This window comes from Mycobacterium senriense (assembly GCF_019668465.1).
GTDB classification, from domain to species: domain Bacteria; phylum Actinomycetota; class Actinomycetes; order Mycobacteriales; family Mycobacteriaceae; genus Mycobacterium; species Mycobacterium senriense.
In genome coordinates, this window is sequence record NZ_AP024828.1 from 1,566,078 (window position 1) to 1,582,475 (window position 16,398).

The window sequence follows — 16,398 nt, forward strand, 5'->3', positions numbered from 1 at the left end:
ACAACCTGTTGCGAGTGAAGTGCCGCGGCATACGCAATTGGTTAATGTCCGCCCGTGGGCTTCGGGAGAAACGCCGAGCAAGAGCGCAGTGACGCCGAGCTGCTAGCGGCCCATGTGGCCGGCGATCGGTACGCCTTCAGCGAGCTTTTCCTCCGCCACCAGCGGCACCTGCATCGGCTCGCCCGCCTGACCACCCGCACCCCCGAGGACGCGGAGGACGCGCTACAGGACGCCATGCTCTCCGCTCACCGCGGCGCCGGCGCATTCCGGCATGACGCCGCCGTCGGCAGCTGGCTGCATCGCATCGTCGTCAACGCCTGCCTGGACCGGCTGCGCCGCACCAAAGCGCACCCGACCGTGCCGCTGGAAGACATCTATCCGGTGGCCGATCGCACGGCTCAGGTCGAGACCACGATGGCGGTGCAGCGCGCCCTGATGCGGCTTCCGGTCGAGCAGCGGGCCGCGGTGGTGGCCGTCGACATGCAGGGGTATTCGGTGGCCGACACCGCCCGCCTGCTCGGCGTCGCCGAAGGCACGATCAAGAGCCGCTGCGCTCGCGGCCGGGTGCGGCTCGCCGAACTGCTGGGCTACCTCAACGCCGGCGCGCACGCCCTGCCCGACGCCGCCGCCGGCCAGGCCTGAACCTCTCCGCGTCCGGCCGCCCCCGCGGGCCATGCGTGGCCATCGGTGCGTGCATGACGGACACTAGGTCCGATGAACGCAGCGGACGACGACGCGGCGGATGACCGCAGTGCGGGATCAGACCCACCGCTGACCGTCGAACTGCTCGCCGACCTGCAGGCCGGCATTCTCGACGACGAGGCCGCCACCCGTGTCCGCAGCCAAGTCCGCGCCGACCCGCACGCCGCCGACGTGCTAAACGCCTTGAATCGAGTCCGCCGCGACGTCGCCGCCGTCGGCGCCGATCCGGGCGCGCCACCCGACCCTCCCCCACAGGTGACCGGCCGAGTTTCGGCGGCGTTGCGCGCCGCGGATCCTGCGTCCACCGACGAGAACGGCCCGGTCGATCATTCCGCACGCCCACACCTGCGTCCGGCCCGCACCATCGCGGCCGCCGCCGGCGTGTGCGCGGCGCTCGCCGCGATCGGCTTCGGGACCGTCGCCCTGCTGCACGTGCCCGAACCCGCCCCGGACACCCCCGGCGATATCCAGCACATCACGGTGTCGACCTCGCCGATGGAAATCCCGCTTTCGCAGAACGAAATCCTCGGCCTGCTCGGCCGCAGCCCCGACTACGGCACACTCAACGACCCGGCGCGGCGCGCCTCCTGCCTCACCGGTCTCGGCTATCCCGCGTCCACGCAGGTCCTGGGGGCGCGCCCGGTCGAAATCAACGCCCGCCCCGGAATCGTTCTGGTCATCCCCGGTGACAGCCCGCACATCCTGGCCGTGTTCGCGGTATCGCCGAACTGCAGCGCCGCCGATACCGGACTACTGGCCAATACCCAGGTCCCCCGCCCCTAATGTGGTCCCATGGGTACGACACACCCGGGAACAGCCGTACCTACGCTGGCGTTTACACAGATCCAGAGATGAATCGCTTGAAAGGTTTTAATGACCGCCGACACAGTGCATGACGTGATCGTTATTGGTTCGGGTCCTGCGGGGTATACCGCGGCGTTGTATGCGGCGCGGGCGCAGTTGGCGCCGGTGGTGTTTGAGGGGACGTCGTTTGGTGGGGCGTTGATGACGACGACCGAGGTGGAGAATTTCCCGGGGTTTCGCGACGGGATCACGGGTCCGGAGTTGATGGATCAGATGCGTGAGCAGGCGTTGCGGTTCGGGGCGGATCTGCGGATGGAAGACGTCGAATCGGTGTCGCTGGACGGGCCGGTGAAGTCGGTGACCACCGCCGAGGGTGAGACGGTGCGGGCGCGGTCGGTGATTTTGGCGATGGGTGCGGCGGCGCGTTATTTGGGGGTGCCCGGTGAGCAGGAGTTGTTGGGCCGCGGCGTGTCGTCGTGTGCGACCTGTGATGGGTTCTTTTTCAAGGACCAGGACATTGCGGTGATCGGGGGTGGTGACTCGGCGATGGAGGAGGCCACGTTTTTGACCCGCTTTGCCCGCAGTGTGACGTTGGTGCACCGCCGCGACGAGTTCCGCGCGTCGCGGATCATGCTGGACCGCGCCCGCGCGAACGACAAGATCACGATCTTGACGAACAAGGCGGTGGAGGCGGTCGAGGGTGAGCAGACCGTGACCGGGGTGCGGCTGCGTGATACCGGCACCGGTGAGGTGTCCACGTTGGCGGTGAGCGGGGTGTTCGTGGCGATCGGGCATGACCCGCGTTCGGAGTTGGTGCGCGACGTGCTGCAGACCGACCCTGAGGGTTATGTGCTGGTCCAAGGCCGCACCACCAGTACGTCGATTGATGGGGTGTTCGCCGCCGGGGACCTGGTGGATCGCACCTACCGCCAGGCCGTCACCGCCGCGGGCAGCGGCTGCTCGGCCGCCATCGACGCCGAACGCTGGCTCGCCGACCACGAAGAGGCCAGCGCCGCCGCACAGGGCGACGCCACCGAATTTCCGGGCAGTACCGACACATTGATTGGAGCGCCACAATGACCGACGCCGAAAAAGCCGGTGCCACAATAGAAGTCTCCGACGCGTCATTCTCCACCGAGGTGTTGTCGAGCGATAAGCCTGTGCTGGTTGACTTTTGGGCGACCTGGTGCGGGCCCTGCAAGATGGTTGCGCCGGTTCTCGAGGAGATCGCCAGCGAGCGCGGCGAACACCTCACCGTTGCCAAGCTCGACGTCGACGCCAACCCCGAAACCGCGCAGAACTTCCAGGTGGTCTCCATTCCCACCCTGATCCTGTTCAAAGACGGGCAGCCGGTGAAGCGGATCGTCGGCGCGAAGGGCAAGGCGTCTTTACTGCGTGAGCTCTCCGACGCCGTGCCCGACCTCGGCTGACATTCATTAATTCGTCGCACCACGCCCCGCGCACAGCCTGGGGTTTTCCCGAATCTGCGAAGCGTCTGCGACAATACGGTTAGCTGTTGCCCACATCTGAGCTTGTCAGTTAGTCCCGGAGGACCCTTGGTATGTCGAGTCCGCGCCGCGAATACGGCGACGCGCTGCGCTGTGGTGACCGCAGCGCAGCTGTGACCGAGATCCGGGCAACGCTGGCCACACTGGGCCTGCTGGATAGCTCCGAGGACGATCTCGATACCGGGCGGCACGTGGCCCTCGAACTTTTCGATGCCGAGCTTGACCAGGCGGTTCGCGCCTTTCAACAGCATCGCGGTCTGCTGGTGGACGGCATCGTCGGTGAGGCCACCTACCGGGCGCTGAAGGAGGCGTCGTACCGGCTCGGTGCCCGCACGCTGTATCACCAATTCGGCGCCCCGCTGTTCGGCGATGACGTCGCCACGTTGCAGGCACGGCTGCAGGACCTTGGCTTCTACACCGGTCTGGTCGACGGCTACTTCGGGTTGCAGACCCACAACGCTTTGATGTCATATCAGCGCGAGTACGGGCTCTCCGCCGACGGCATCTGCGGCCCGGAAACTTTGCGCTCCTTTCACTTCCTGAGTTCGCGGGTCACCGGCGGCTCTCCGCACGCGCTGCGCGAGGAGGAGCTGGTTCGCTCATCCGGTCCCAAACTGTCGGGCAAGCGGATCATCATCGATCCGGGCCGTGGCGGCGCGGACCACGGCACCATCATGCAGGGTCCGTCGGGACCGGTCAGTGAAGCAGATGTGTTGTGGGACTTGGCCAGCCGCCTCGAGGGGCGGATGGCGGCGATCGGCATGGAGACCTTCCTGTCCCGACCGGTCGGCCGCAGCCCCCTCGATGCCGAACGCGCCGCCACCGCGAACAACGTCGGCGCCGACCTGATGATCAGCCTGCGCTGCGAAAGTCAGATCAGCCCCGCCGCCAATGGGGTGGCCTCCTTTCACTTCGGCAACTCGCATGGATCGGTCTCCACCATCGGGCGTAATCTCGCCGACTTCATCCAGCGAGAAGTGGTGGCCCGCACCGGTTTACGGGACTGCCGCACGCACGGCCGGACATGGGACCTGCTGCGTCTGACCCGGATGCCGACGGTGCAGGTCGACGTCGGCTATATCACCAACCCGCGGGATCGCTCGATGCTGGTCTCGACCCAGACCCGTGACGCCATCGCCGAGGGGATCCTCGCCGCGGTCAAGCGGCTCTACCTGTTGGGCAAGAACGACCGGCCCACTGGCACATTCACTTTCGCCGAATTACTGGCCCACGAACTGTCGGTGGAACGCACCAGCCAACTCGGCGGTTCCTAGGTTCTAACCACCCTGGGTGGTTTTCAGCGCATTCGCTGCCGTGGACCCCGCGCCCACCGGCTGCTCGAAATGCGCGTTCTCCAGCAGGCGCTCCAGGGCGGCCTCCACTTCCGCCTTCCACCCGAGACCCTTGTCGAGCTCGAGGCGCAGCCGCGGGAAGTACGTATGCGGGGCCACCACAACGAAACCCGCGTCTTTCAAGAAGTCCGCATCCATGACGCAGTGATCGACCGAGCAGTCGCCGACGGCTTCCAGGACCGGCCGCACGTCAGGACCGACGAGGCACGGATCCTGCAATTCGGAGGCCGCCGGGGTGCGGCCGAACGCTTCAAGCGCGCGGACGCCGCGGCGCACCAGTTCGTCGATAACCCGGGCGATCAAACCGTGCGGTAAATCGTCGGCCGCCGGCCCGGGTTCGATGCCCATCGACGTCAGCAGCACCGCGTCCGCGGACACCGGACCGGTCGGGAATCGCTGCGCCCGGGGCACCGCCCGCGGCGGCGCATAGAACACGTAGCCCAGGCACGGCGGCTCGGCCTGGCTTCGCTCATCGGGGACGGCGGTCGCGACCTGTCCGCACGAGCCCCACTCCAGCATCACCATCGAGAGCCACGCTTCTTTTTCGAATTCGGGGTCGGTGAGGTGATCCTGATTACCGAGGGTCGCTGGATCGACTTCCCAGAAGACGCACCGGCGTGCGTGCTTGGGAAGCTGCTCGAATGCCTCGAGCCGTAGCGGCATGATTCGAGCGGACACTAGCCTCCTGGCTCCTGTGCGGTACTGCAGCGATCTGCGCCGACAACCCCTCCAGAATAGGAGAGGTTGTCGTGATCGGGCCAGCTTTGGCCTGGCCACGGGGGTGGGCGGTCCCGAAAGCTCGGCGCCGCGCCACCGCATCGCGCCAGTAATCGAAAGTTGTTGATGCGCATGCCGTTTCGTCAATCCGAAACACCTGGAATACGTGCAGTCCCCGCAAAAACAGCCTCGGTGTCACAGTGACGTAATTACACGATGTCCTAGTTCATGCCTTGGGCGGGGACATAACGTCGATGATCCGCTGCAAATCGTCCACCGAACCGAACTCGACGACGATCTTGCCCTTGCGTTTCCCCAGACTGACCGTGACCCGGGTGTCGAAGGCTGTGGAGAGCTTGTCGGCAACGTCTTGCAGGCCCGGCATCTGGATCGGCTTGCGGCGCGGTGCCGTCGGCGTGGCCGGGCCACCCCGGTTGGCCAAGGTGACCGCCTCCTCGGTGGCCCGCACCGACAGCCCCTCGGCGACGATCCGGGTGGCCAGTTCCTCCTGCGCCTCCGGGCCCGCCTCCAGCGACAGCAGTGCGCGCGCGTGACCGGCGGAAAGCACCCCGGCGGCCACCCGACGCTGCACCGCGATCGGCAGCTTGAGCAAGCGGATCATGTTGGTGATCAACGGCCGGGACCGACCGATGCGTGCAGCCAGTTCATCGTGGGTGACACCGAACTCGTCGAGCAGCTGTTGGTAGGCGGCCGCCTCTTCCAACGGGTTCAGCTGCACGCGATGGATGTTTTCCAACAGGGCGTCGCGCAGCAGATTGTCGTCGCCCGTTTCGCGCACGATCGCCGGGATGGTCGCCAGGCCGGCCTCTTGGGCCGCGCGCCAGCGCCGCTCCCCCATCACGATCTGATAACGCGCTCCGCTCGCGGAATCCTTGACGGCTCGCACCACGATCGGCTGCAAGAGCCCGAACTCGCGGATGGAGTGCACCAGTTCCGACAGCGCCTCCTCGTCGAAGACCTGCCGGGGCTGACGGGGGTTGCGTTCGATGTCGGCCGGCGCGATCTCGCGATAGACCGCTCCCACCGACGACGCGTCCTGTGCCGGCGGTCCCCCGATCAAGACGTCGGCGGCGGCGTCGCCCATCCGCGGGCCGAGTGTCGCCGGCCCGGAGTCACCCTCCGCGGGGCCGGTCGGAATTAGCGAAGCCAGGCCCCGGCCGAGGCCGCCCTTCTTGCGTAACGGCTGCGTCATAGTCGTCCCTTCGCGGATGGTGGTCAATCGCGCTCGGCGAGTTCGCGGCTCGCATCGAGATAGCTCATCGCCCCGCGTGAGCCGGGGTCGTAATCGATGATGGTCATGCTGTAGCCGGGCGCCTCGGAAACCTTCACGCTGCGTGGAATCACCGTGCGCAACACCTTGCTTCCGAAGTATCGGCGCACCTCTTCCGCGACCTGGTCCGCGAGTTTGGTGCGGCCGTCGTACATGGTCAGGACGACGGTGGTCACCTCAAGCTTGGGATTGAGGTGCGCCTTCACCATTTCGATGTTGCGCATCAGCTGCGAGACGCCCTCGAGAGCGTAGTACTCGCACTGGATCGGGATCATGACCTCCGGCGCAGCGACGAGTGCGTTGATAGTCAGCAACCCGAGCGATGGCGGGCAGTCGATGAAGACGCAGTCGAAGTCGAGGGTGTCGAGGTCGGCCAGCGCGGTGCGCAGTCGGTTCTCGCGCGCAACCATGCTGACCAATTCGATTTCGGCACCGGCCAGGTCGATCGTCGCCGGGATGCAGAACAGGCGCTCGTTGTGCGGGCTCTGCCGGAGCGCGTCATGCACGGCGACCTCGCCGAGCAAAACCTCGTACGACGATGGCGTCCCCGATTGACGGTCCGTGATGCCGAGCGCCGTGCTGGCGTTGCCCTGAGGGTCGAGGTCGATGACGAGGGTTTTGAGTCCCTGCAGCGCGAGGGCAGCCGCGAGGTTGACGGCGGTGGTCGTCTTCCCGACGCCGCCCTTCTGGTTCGCGACCGTGAACACCCGGCGACGCGACGGCCGGCGCAGCGGCGGGTAGGTGGTGTGCAGCACCCGCATCGCGCGCTCGGCGGCGGCCCCGATCGGGGTGTCGAATTCATCCGCTGTTTCACGTGAAACATTCGTCCCGGCGGTCGGCGGGGGGGCAACCGGTGGTGGGGCGGACACATCCGGATTCGCCGCCGCTGGGGCGGGCGCTGCCGCCTGGTGAACGTCTGCCGGCGCCTGCGGAGCCACCGGCCAATCTCCTGAAGAACTCATCGGGTTCCGGCCTTCCCGGTCCGTGCCGGCTTGTGGTGTGGCGGCTTTCCGCGTCGCGCTGAAACTACGGTTGCCGGGGGACGCAAATAGGTCGCGCCACATGTCACCACCCTGACATCAGCGGCGCCCGATGCTGCCATCACACGCCGGTACTGTTCAACTTCGTCGGAAGCGCGCTCCCCCTTGATGGCGAGCATCCGTCCGTTGGGGCGTAATAGTGGCAAGCTCCACTTCGTCAGCTTGTCCAATGATGCAACCGCTCGCGACACCGCAGCATCCCTCTCCCCGAACCGGCTGCGCACTCCCGGTTCCTCCGCACGGCCACGGACCACCTCGACGGCTAACCCTAGTTCGTTGATGACCTCGTTGAGAAATTCGCTGCGCCGCAGCAGCGGCTCTAGCAATACGACGTCGAGATCGGGCCGCGCGATCGCCAGGGGTATGCCGGGCAGGCCCGCCCCGCTGCCGATGTCGATGATCCGTTCGCCCGAGCCGAGTAGCTCACCGAGGACGGCGCTATTGAGTATGTGGCGGTCCCAGATACGGTCCACCTCGCGCGGGCCGAGCAAGCCCCGTTCCACCCCGGCGGTCGCGAGGAGTTCCGCATAGTGTTGCGCGGTTCCCAGCCGGTCGCCGAAGATCGCGGCCGCCGAATCAGGGGCCGCGCGGATCCCCGCTTCCTGCCCGGACGGACCCACGGCGGCGTCGCCGGGTCCGACATGTTTCACGTGAAACATCCTCTAGTTGGAGCGTGCATTGCAACCTTCGGAGGCCGGACGGGCGACGGGAACTACATGGCTGTAACTCTGGGCGTCAGTCGTGCAGGACGACCACGCGGCGGGCGGGCTCGACGCCCTCGCTCTCGCTGTGCACCCCGGCGACCGCCGCGACGGCGTCGTGGACGATCTTGCGTTCGAACGGCGTCATCGGCGAGAGCTCTTCGCGTTCCCCGGACTCGAGCACCCGGCGCGCGACCTTGTCGCCCAGCGCCGCCAATTCCTCCCGGCGCCGCCGCCGCCAGCTCGCGACGTCGAGCATCAACCGGCTCCGCACGCCGGTCTTCTGGTGCACCGCGAGCCTGGTCAACTCCTGCAGCGCGTCGAGCACCTCACCGCCGCGACCAACCAACTTGTTCAAGTCGTCGCTGCCATCGATGCTCACGATCGCCCGGCTGCCCTCGACGTCCAAGTCGATGTCGCCGTCGAAGTCCAACAAGTCCAACAACTCTTCGAGATAGTCGCCGGCTATCTCGCCCTCGGCGACCAACCGCTCCTCGAGATCATCGAATTCCTCCGAACCCGATTCCCCGGCATCCTCCGCGGCCGCTTGCGCGTCGAGCTCCGTGTCGACGTCGCGCTCAGTGGTGTCGGCGTCTGTCATGTCTTCTCTCCCTCATTCCATGGGCCCCAGCCCAATTGAGGTCGCCCTCCCCGGGCGGCCCCGATAGCTACTCCGCCCGGATCAGCGTTTACGTTTTTTCGGTCGCGCCCCGGGCCGCGGCGTGCGGTTGGTCGGCCCGTTGCTCGCGTCGGCGGCCGGGCCGTCGGCAACGTCGGAATCCGCCGTCGCGGAACCGGATGCATCGGTGTCGCTGTCGGCCGTCGACGACCCGTTGCCGCCCGGCGATGCCACCTTGGGGTTCCGTCTCGGCTTCGCTCCCGGCGCCGGCGCATTGGCCGCCCGGCGCTGGATCGCTTCCTGCTTCTTGGCTTCGTCCTCTTTTTCGATCATCCCGAAGACGTAGTGCTGCTGCGCGAAGGTCCAGATGTTGTTGGCGAACCAGTACAGGATGATCGCGAGCGGAAGGAACGGCCCACCGACCACCACGCCGAGCGGGAAGACGTAGAGCGCGAGTTTGTTCATCATCGCGGTTTGCGGGTTGGCCGCCGCCTCCGGGCTCTGCCGCGCCACCGACGCCCGACTGTTGAAGTAGGTCGCGACGCCGGCCAGGATCATCACCGGCAAGCCCACCGCGATCACGGCCGGCCGGCTGAAGAACGTGAACGCGTCCAGCCCGGTGCGCTGCGTCATAAAGGCACCAATGGGGGCGCCGAACAAGTTGGCGTCCAGGAAGTGTCCGACATCGGTCGGGGTGAAGACGTAGTTTCCGGTCAGGCGGTTCTGCGCCACCGACAAGTGGGGCTGGCCGAAGCCGCCGGTCGTCCGGTTGAACGAACGCAGCACGTGATACAGACCGATGAACACCGGGATCTGCGCCAGCATCGGCAGGCAGCCCAGGATCGGGTTGAAGCCGTGCTCGCGCTGCAGCTTCTGCATCTCGAGCGCCATGCGCTGGCGATCCTTGCCGTACTTCTTCTGTAGCGCCTTGATCTGGGGCTGCAGCTCCTGCATCTGGCGCGTGGTGCGGATCTGCCGCACGAAAGGCTTGTAGAGCAGCGCCCGCAGGCTGAAGACCAGGAACATCACCGACAGTGCCCAGGCGAAGAAGTTCGACGGCCCCAGCATGGAGGCGAACAGCTTGTACCAGACCCACATGATCCACGACACCGGGTAGTAGACGAAGTCGAGGCTGAAGAAATCAAACAAAAGATCCACTCTCCCCTCGCGCCGCCTGGACAACCCAAGCGTCGCTGGCGTTTTGGCAATTCACGTAGCTTCCGGGGCGGTCCGGTATCGGATCCCATCCGCCTTTATGCCATGGTCCGCACTTGGCAAGTCTGGCCGCAGCCAACCAGCTCCCCCGAATCAGGCCGTACTCGTTGAGCGCATCGACCGCGTACTGGCTGCAGGTCGGAACGAAGCGACACGTCGCCGGGCGTAGCGGCGACACCATATGCCGGTACAGCTGGATCAGAAAAATCACTCCGCGCGCGGCGGCCCTTCCGGTCGTACGGGTGAACGCGCGCAGCCGCGCCGATGTCGTCACGACTTACTCCCCGCCGCCGGCACGCGTCGCAAGCACCGGCGCAGTTCCTGCTCCAGGCGGGCCGAGGATGCGGTGCGGCTGCTGGGCAGTGCACGAATCACCAACTGATCGGATTGGCCGAGCTCGCTCAGCAGCGTGCGCGCCACATGGCGCAGTCGGCGCGAGACACGGTGGCGTTCCACGGCGGATCCGACGGGTTTGCCCACAACCAATCCGACCCGCGGCGCACCGATTCCGTCGCCGTCCACTCCCCGACGAAAGTGCACGATGACATCGGGCTGTGCCAGACGAATCCCGTGCTTCACCGTCGCGTCAAAGTCAATTGACCGCGTCATGCGGTTGCGTGCGGGAAGCACCGCCGAAAGACCTGACGTTGCGATCAGGCAGAGAGCGCGCGGCGACCCTTGCGGCGCCGACCGGACACGATCGCGCGTCCTGCACGAGTGCGCATCCGCAGGCGGAAACCATGCACGCGGGCACGGCGCCGGTTATTCGGCTGGAAGGTCCGCTTGCCCTTGGCCACGACGTTCTCCTCGTTGTGTTGCCATCCGGCCGCTCAGACGTTTCGCATCGGGCTCGTCTGCGGTTCGACCGGAGGTGGTCTTGGTGCTGCTGGCCGGCGCGGTCCCCAGTGGTTCGGGTCGCAGCCGTATCGCCGACTTTCGGGCGACTGTTTGAGGGTACTGACGCGGCTTCGCCTGGTCAAACCTCGCTTCCCACAACGAACCCGGGCGGAGGGTCTAACAAAGATTTCCGTTTCGATCACACCCGCGACCGAGGTGGCTACCATAACGAGCCGTAGCAGGCCCCACGTACCCTAGACGACCCGATTGGAATGCAGCGGAACGGTTGGCAGCCGAACGGAAAACTGTTAGCTTCTGCGAAGTCGTTTTAGACTGAAGCAGCGCTCGACAACGAAGCGAGGATGGTAGATCGACTAGCTGCCTAGACAACCTTTCGAGGTTCTCTTCCAGCGCGGAGATCGCGAGCCGTCGCCGGTAGGTTGTGGCTCACCTACGATCATCCTGTCCACACCTGTGTATAACTATGTGGACAGTTGTTTTGTCGCCAAGCGTGGTGTGACTTGGGTCGGGACGTTCGAGAACCAGGGAGATGCGTCGTTGACCGATGACCCCGGTTCCAGTTTCACGACAGTGTGGAATGCGGTCGTTTCCGAACTCAACGGAGAGCCCACCGCGGACGGCATGGCCGCCAACCGCATGACTCTGGTCACTCCTCTCACCCCCCAGCAACGAGCGTGGCTGAATCTGGTTCGCCCACTGACCATCGTCGAAGGTTTTGCTCTGCTGTCGGTGCCGAGCAGTTTTGTCCAAAACGAGATCGAACGGCATCTCCGGGCCCCGATCACCGATGCGCTGAGCCGCCGGCTCGGACAACAGATCCAGCTGGGTGTCCGCATCGCTCCCCCATCCGACGATGTCGAGGATGCACTCATCCCGCCGGCCGAACCGTTCCCCGCCTCCGACCCGTCGTTCAGCGCTGACGCCGCGGCCGTCGAGACCGAGGAAGCCTTCGAAAACAGCGAGACCGTCAACGACAACCAGCCGGGTTGGCCGAACTACTTCACCGAGCGGCCGCACGCCATCGATCCAGCCGTCGCCGCCGGAACGAGCCTCAACCGTCGCTACACCTTCGACACCTTTGTCATCGGCGCCTCCAACCGGTTCGCCCACGCCGCCGCCCTGGCCATCGCCGAAGCGCCGGCCCGGGCTTACAACCCGTTGTTCATCTGGGGTGAGTCCGGTCTGGGCAAGACCCACCTGTTGCACGCCGCCGGCAATTACGCACAGCGGCTCTTCCCCGGGATGCGGGTCAAGTACGTCTCCACCGAGGAATTCACGAACGACTTCATCAACTCGCTTCGCGACGACCGCAAGGTCGCCTTCAAGCGCAGCTATCGCGACGTCGACGTGCTGCTGGTCGATGACATTCAGTTCATCGAGGGCAAGGAAGGTATCCAGGAGGAGTTCTTCCACACCTTCAACACCCTGCATAACGCCAACAAGCAGATCGTCATCTCGTCGGACCGGCCGCCCAAACAGCTGGCCACCCTGGAAGACCGGCTCAGGACGCGGTTCGAGTGGGGCTTGATCACCGATGTGCAGCCCCCGGAGCTGGAAACCCGCATCGCCATCTTGCGTAAGAAAGCGCAGATGGAGCGGCTGGCGGTGCCCGACGACGTGCTCGAGCTGATCGCCAGCAGCATCGAACGCAACATCCGAGAACTCGAGGGCGCGCTGATCCGGGTGACCGCGTTCGCGTCGCTGAACAAGACCCCGATTGACAAGTCGCTGGCCGAGATTGTGCTGCGCGATCTGATCGCCGATGCCAGCACCATGCAGATCAGCGCGGCCACCATCATGGCGGCCACCGCCGAATACTTCGACACCACCGTCGAAGAGCTCCGGGGGCCCGGCAAGACCCGGGCGCTGGCCCAGTCGCGTCAGATCGCCATGTATCTGTGCCGCGAACTCACCGACCTCTCACTGCCCAAGATCGGGCAGGCTTTCGGCCGGGACCACACCACGGTCATGTACGCGCAGCGCAAGATCTTGTCCGAGATGGCTGAGCGGCGTGAGGTTTTTGATCACGTCAAGGAGCTCACCACTCGCATCCGTCAGCGCTCAAAGCGCTGAGTTTCCCGCTCCCCTAGCGCTGCGAGCGCTGATTTTCGTGCTTCCGCTGCCCGTGTTTGTAATTTTTTCGAGAAACTTCACACCCGTCTGTCACATCCGCCACACCCCGGGTATGTGCGCAGGGCTGTGCACAACGCAATTAAGCGCCGGTGTAGTAACGGGCGTTGCGTGCACAGCCGTCGTTCGTCCCCACCCGCCCAACATGTCACCCACAGGCGTTCGCGCCGCGATGCACAACCCGATCGTGGCGCTAGCTGCACCGAGACGGTGCTGTCCCCAGAATGCACAGGCCTTAATACTGGTACTGAGATCTCTTCATCGGTTCTTCTTTGAAATACAGGCTTGGGGACGCGCGGCGCACAGCCGTCGTCTGAGCCTTCGCCGGCTCGGGTTGTCGGGCTTTGCGATTAGCTTTCAAGATGACGTCGGAGGATCTACGGTTGTTCTTCGACTGCCGTTGCGATCGTCGTTGGCATTGCATGTCATCGCCGCTCGTGGCGGAGCCGTGCTAGCGGGGACGGCTAGCCAATGGATTCGAGAACGCTGGGTAGGTGGAGGGACGCTATGGATGCGGCGACGACAACGGCTGGCCTCAGCGACTTGAAATTTCGTTTGGTGCGGGAGTCTTTCGCAGACGCGGTGTCGTGGGTGGCGAAGAATCTGCCGTCCCGGCCTGCGGTGCCGGTGCTCTCCGGTGTGCTTCTCTCGGGAACCGATGAGGGGCTGACGATCTCCGGATTCGATTACGAGGTTTCGGCCGAAGCACAAGTTGCAGCTGAAATCGCTTCTCCGGGAAGCGTTTTGGTATCCGGTCGATTGCTATCCGACATCGTGCGGGCGCTGCCGAACAAGCCGATCGACTTCTACGTCGACGGTAACCGGGTGGCGCTGCACTGCGGAAACGCCAGGTTCTCGCTGCCGACGATGGCGGTTGAGGATTACCCGACGCTGCCGACGCTGCCGGAAGAGACCGGGGCGCTGCCCGCCGACCTGTTCGCCGAGGCGATCAGCCAGGTCGCCATCGCGGCCGGTCGCGACGACACGTTGCCGATGCTGACCGGGATCAGGGTTGAGATTTCGGGTAACACCGTGGTTTTGGCCGCTACCGACAGGTTCCGCTTGGCGGTTCGCGAGCTGACCTGGTCGGCGGCCTCGCCCGACATCGAAGCCGCAGTGCTGGTCCCGGCCAAGACCCTGGCCGAAGCCGCGCGGACGGGCGCCGACGGCTCCGAGGTCCGGCTGTCATTGGGTGCAGGGTCGGGCGTCGGCAAAGACGGATTGCTCGGCATCAGCGGTAATGGCAAGCGCAGCACCACCCGCCTGCTGGATGCGGAGTTCCCGAAGTTCCGGCAGCTGTTGCCGGCGGAGCACACGGCGGTCGCGACGATCAACGTCGCGGAGTTGACCGAGGCGATCAAGCTGGTGGCGCTGGTGGCCGACCGGGGCGCCCAGGTGCGGATGGAATTCAGTGAGGGATCGCTGCGGCTGTCCGCGGGCGCCGACGACGTCGGCCGGGCCGAGGAGGACTTGGCGGTCGATTTCGTCGGGGAACCGCTGACGATCGCCTTCAACCCGACGTATCTGACCGACGGACTGGGATCGGTCCACTCCGAGCGGGTGTCGTTCGGTTTCACGACACCGGGCAAGCCGGCGTTGCTGCGTCCGGCGTTGAATGACGACAGCCACCCGAGCGGCGCGGGGCCCTACAGCGCCCTGCCGACCGATTACGTCTACTTGCTGATGCCCGTCCGGTTGCCTGGCTAGGTGTACGTCCGGCATTTGGGACTGCGCGATTTCCGGTCCTGGGCACACGCCGACCTCGAATTGCAGCCTGGTCGGACGGTCTTCATCGGGCCCAACGGGTTTGGGAAGACGAATCTTCTTGAGGCGCTGTGGTATTCGAGCACCATGGGCTCACACCGGGTGGGCACGGATGCGCCGTTGATCCGCGCGGGCGCCGACCGCGCGGTGGTTTCCACCATCGTGGTCAACGAAGGCAGGGAATGCGCGGTCGATCTGGAAATCGCGGCCGGCCGGGCGAACAAGGCGCGGCTGAACCGCTCACCGATGCGCAGTGCCCGCGAAGTGATCGGGGTCTTGCGCGCGGTGCTATTTGCTCCCGAGGATCTGTCCCTGGTCCGCGGTGACCCGTCCGATCGGCGGCGCTACCTCGACGATTTGGCGACGGTGCGGCGGCCGGCGGTGGCCGGGATACGCGCCGACTACGAAAAAGCCTTGCGGCAGCGCACCGCGCTGTTGAAATCCCTGTCCGGTGCGCGCCACCGCGGCGATCAGAGCGCCCTGGATACGTTAGACGTCTGGGACAGCCGGCTGGCCGAATTCGGTGCCCAATTGATGGCCGTTCGTATCGATTTGGTGAACCAGTTGGCACCGGAGGTCGAGAAGGCTTATCAGCTGTTGGCACCGGGATCGCGTGCCGCCTCCATCGGTTATCGATCCAGCGTGGGCGCCGAGGCCGCGGCGGACATCGCAGGCGCCGACCGCGAGTTCCTGGAAGCCGCCTTGCTGGCGGCGTTGTCGGCGCGCCGCGGGGCGGAGCTGGAACGCGGCATGTGCCTCGTTGGCCCGCACCGCGACGACCTGGAATTGTGGCTCGGCGATCAGCCGGCGAAAGGCTTTGCCAGCCACGGGGAATCGTGGTCGTTTGCGTTGTCGCTGCGGTTGGCCGCTTACGAGTTACTGCGCGCCGACGAAAGCGATCCCGTGTTATTGCTCGACGACGTGTTCGCCGAACTCGACGCGGCGCGGCGCCGGGCCTTGGCGATGGTGGCCGAATCGGCCGAACAGGTGTTGGTCACCGCGGCGGTGCTCGAAGACATTCCGGCGGGTTGGGAGGCTCGGCAGGTGTACGTCGACTTACGAGACAGCGACTTAGGACGGATATCGGAGATGCGCTCGTGACCGGCACGGATGAGGGTCCGCGTCCCACCGAGCCGTTGAATTCGCTGAGCGGGATCGATCTGGTGCGCCGCACCCTTGAGGAGGCGCGCGCCGCGGCTCGGGCTCAGGGAAAAGACGCCGGCCGTGGCCGCGCGGTGGCCCCCGCCCGCCGCCGGGTGGCGGGCCAGCGTCGCAGTTGGTCGGGACCGGGACCCGATGTGCGCGATCCCCAACCGCTGGGCAACCTGGCGCGTGATCTGGCGAAAAAACGAGGTTGGTCCGCGCAAGTGGCCGAAGGCACCGTGCTGGGCAACTGGGCGACCGTCGTCGGGCATCAGATCGCCGACCATGCGACGCCGACCGCCCTCAATGATGGTGTGCTGAGCGTGACCGCCGAATCGACGGCATGGGCCACCCAGTTGCGGATGATTCAGTCACAGTTACTGGCCAAGATCGCCGCCGCGGTCGGCAACGGTGTGGTCACGTCGTTGAAAATCACCGGCCCGACCGCGCCTTCGTGGCGCAAGGGGCCGCGTCATATCGCTGGACGAGGCCCGCGCGACACCTACGGTTAGGGAGTTGAATTCCCGTCCGCGGATCCTCGGACGGGGCTTTGT

The 16,398-nt window shown here is 65.8% G+C and carries 18 protein-coding genes; 9 read left to right on the forward strand and 9 right to left on the reverse strand.

Annotation, left to right across the window (positions count from 1 at the left end):
* The first annotated feature begins 54 nt into the window (after positions 1 to 54).
* The 5 genes from sigM (at position 55) to MTY59_RS07450 (ending at position 4,288) form a co-directional block, all read left to right on the forward strand.
* Positions 55 to 642, forward strand: coding sequence for an RNA polymerase sigma factor SigM (sigM, locus tag MTY59_RS07430; protein WP_221045102.1), 588 nt, complete (start codon positions 55 to 57; stop codon positions 640 to 642).
* A 72-nt stretch (positions 643 to 714) separates the two neighbouring features.
* Positions 715 to 1,485, forward strand: coding sequence for a hypothetical protein (locus MTY59_RS07435; protein WP_221045103.1), 771 nt, complete (start codon positions 715 to 717; stop codon positions 1,483 to 1,485).
* A gap of 90 nt (positions 1,486 to 1,575) precedes the next feature.
* Positions 1,576 to 2,586 (forward strand): thioredoxin-disulfide reductase, encoded by a 1,011-nt coding sequence (trxB, locus tag MTY59_RS07440; RefSeq protein ID WP_221045104.1) that lies wholly within the window; start codon positions 1,576 to 1,578, stop codon positions 2,584 to 2,586.
* Positions 2,583 to 2,936 (forward strand): thioredoxin, encoded by a 354-nt coding sequence (gene trxA / locus MTY59_RS07445; protein WP_221045105.1) that lies wholly within the window; start codon positions 2,583 to 2,585, stop codon positions 2,934 to 2,936. Before trxB ends, trxA begins: the two co-directional genes overlap by 4 nt.
* Before the next feature lie 131 nt (positions 2,937 to 3,067).
* A complete protein-coding gene (locus MTY59_RS07450; protein WP_221045106.1) occupies positions 3,068 to 4,288 on the forward strand; it encodes an N-acetylmuramoyl-L-alanine amidase in 1,221 nt (406 codons plus the stop codon).
* A gap of 3 nt (positions 4,289 to 4,291) precedes the next feature.
* Here MTY59_RS07450 and MTY59_RS07455 read toward each other — a convergent pair whose 3' ends face one another.
* From MTY59_RS07455 to rpmH, 9 genes are all read right to left on the reverse strand, one after another.
* Positions 4,292 to 5,044, reverse strand: coding sequence for an acetyltransferase (locus MTY59_RS07455; RefSeq protein WP_221045107.1), 753 nt, complete (start codon positions 5,042 to 5,044; stop codon positions 4,292 to 4,294).
* 265 nt (positions 5,045 to 5,309) lie between these two features.
* The gene (locus MTY59_RS07460) at positions 5,310 to 6,296 is read right to left on the reverse strand and encodes a ParB/RepB/Spo0J family partition protein (protein ID WP_221045108.1); all 987 of its coding nucleotides are present in this window, start codon (positions 6,294 to 6,296) and stop codon (positions 5,310 to 5,312) included.
* 23 nt (positions 6,297 to 6,319) lie between these two features.
* Positions 6,320 to 7,336: a ParA family protein gene (locus MTY59_RS07465; RefSeq protein ID WP_250160743.1), complete on the reverse strand. Its 1,017-nt coding sequence runs from the start codon at positions 7,334 to 7,336 to the stop codon at positions 6,320 to 6,322.
* Positions 7,333 to 8,073, reverse strand: a complete 741-nt coding sequence (rsmG, locus tag MTY59_RS07470; RefSeq protein WP_221045109.1) for a 16S rRNA (guanine(527)-N(7))-methyltransferase RsmG — start codon at positions 8,071 to 8,073, stop codon at positions 7,333 to 7,335. Before rsmG ends, MTY59_RS07465 begins: the two co-directional genes overlap by 4 nt.
* Before the next feature lie 76 nt (positions 8,074 to 8,149).
* Complete coding sequence (locus MTY59_RS07475; protein ID WP_221045110.1) at positions 8,150 to 8,716, reverse strand: Jag family protein; 567 nt, start codon at positions 8,714 to 8,716, stop codon at positions 8,150 to 8,152.
* 81 nt (positions 8,717 to 8,797) lie between these two features.
* Positions 8,798 to 9,892, reverse strand: coding sequence for a membrane protein insertase YidC (yidC, locus tag MTY59_RS07480; protein ID WP_221046313.1), 1,095 nt, complete (start codon positions 9,890 to 9,892; stop codon positions 8,798 to 8,800).
* Positions 9,876 to 10,223, reverse strand: coding sequence for a membrane protein insertion efficiency factor YidD (gene yidD, locus MTY59_RS07485; RefSeq protein ID WP_250160744.1), 348 nt, complete (start codon positions 10,221 to 10,223; stop codon positions 9,876 to 9,878). Before yidD ends, yidC begins: the two co-directional genes overlap by 17 nt.
* On the reverse strand, positions 10,220 to 10,579 hold the full coding sequence (gene rnpA, locus MTY59_RS07490) for a ribonuclease P protein component (RefSeq protein WP_221045111.1): 360 nt from the start codon (positions 10,577 to 10,579) through the stop codon (positions 10,220 to 10,222). The genes yidD and rnpA overlap by 4 nt, the downstream gene beginning before the upstream one ends.
* 23 nt (positions 10,580 to 10,602) lie before the next feature.
* On the reverse strand, positions 10,603 to 10,746 hold the full coding sequence (gene rpmH / locus MTY59_RS07495) for a 50S ribosomal protein L34 (protein WP_003874369.1): 144 nt from the start codon (positions 10,744 to 10,746) through the stop codon (positions 10,603 to 10,605).
* A gap of 598 nt (positions 10,747 to 11,344) precedes the next feature.
* Here rpmH and dnaA point away from each other — a divergent pair.
* The 4 genes from dnaA to MTY59_RS07515 all read left to right on the forward strand — a co-directional run bounded on the left by dnaA (position 11,345) and on the right by MTY59_RS07515 (position 16,356).
* Positions 11,345 to 12,880 (forward strand): chromosomal replication initiator protein DnaA, encoded by a 1,536-nt coding sequence (dnaA, locus tag MTY59_RS07500; RefSeq protein WP_221045112.1) that lies wholly within the window; start codon positions 11,345 to 11,347, stop codon positions 12,878 to 12,880.
* Positions 12,881 to 13,444: 564 nt separating this feature from the next.
* Positions 13,445 to 14,644 (forward strand): DNA polymerase III subunit beta, encoded by a 1,200-nt coding sequence (dnaN, locus tag MTY59_RS07505; RefSeq protein WP_221045113.1) that lies wholly within the window; start codon positions 13,445 to 13,447, stop codon positions 14,642 to 14,644.
* Positions 14,645 to 15,802 carry a DNA replication/repair protein RecF gene (gene recF / locus MTY59_RS07510; RefSeq protein ID WP_221045114.1) on the forward strand — a complete coding sequence of 386 codons (1,158 nt, stop codon included), beginning with the start codon at positions 14,645 to 14,647 and terminating at the stop codon, positions 15,800 to 15,802.
* Positions 15,799 to 16,356 (forward strand): DUF721 family protein, encoded by a 558-nt coding sequence (locus MTY59_RS07515; protein WP_221045115.1) that lies wholly within the window; start codon positions 15,799 to 15,801, stop codon positions 16,354 to 16,356. Before recF ends, MTY59_RS07515 begins: the two co-directional genes overlap by 4 nt.
* Positions 16,357 to 16,398: the final 42 nt, after the last annotated feature.

Coding starts and splice junctions, on each gene's coding strand:
- MTY59_RS07460 (WP_221045108.1), bottom strand. CDS start 6,296: ATGACGCAGCCGTTACGCAAGAAGGGCGGCCTCGGCCGGGGCCTGGCT.
- trxB (WP_221045104.1), top strand. CDS start 1,576: ATGACCGCCGACACAGTGCATGACGTGATCGTTATTGGTTCGGGTCCT.
- MTY59_RS07435 (WP_221045103.1), top strand. CDS start 715: ATGAACGCAGCGGACGACGACGCGGCGGATGACCGCAGTGCGGGATCA.
- rsmG (WP_221045109.1), bottom strand. CDS start 8,073: ATGTTTCACGTGAAACATGTCGGACCCGGCGACGCCGCCGTGGGTCCG.
- MTY59_RS07465 (WP_250160743.1), bottom strand. CDS start 7,336: ATGAGTTCTTCAGGAGATTGGCCGGTGGCTCCGCAGGCGCCGGCAGAC.
- MTY59_RS07475 (WP_221045110.1), bottom strand. CDS start 8,716: ATGACAGACGCCGACACCACTGAGCGCGACGTCGACACGGAGCTCGAC.
- trxA (WP_221045105.1), top strand. CDS start 2,583: ATGACCGACGCCGAAAAAGCCGGTGCCACAATAGAAGTCTCCGACGCG.
- MTY59_RS07450 (WP_221045106.1), top strand. CDS start 3,068: ATGTCGAGTCCGCGCCGCGAATACGGCGACGCGCTGCGCTGTGGTGAC.
- dnaN (WP_221045113.1), top strand. CDS start 13,445: ATGGATGCGGCGACGACAACGGCTGGCCTCAGCGACTTGAAATTTCGT.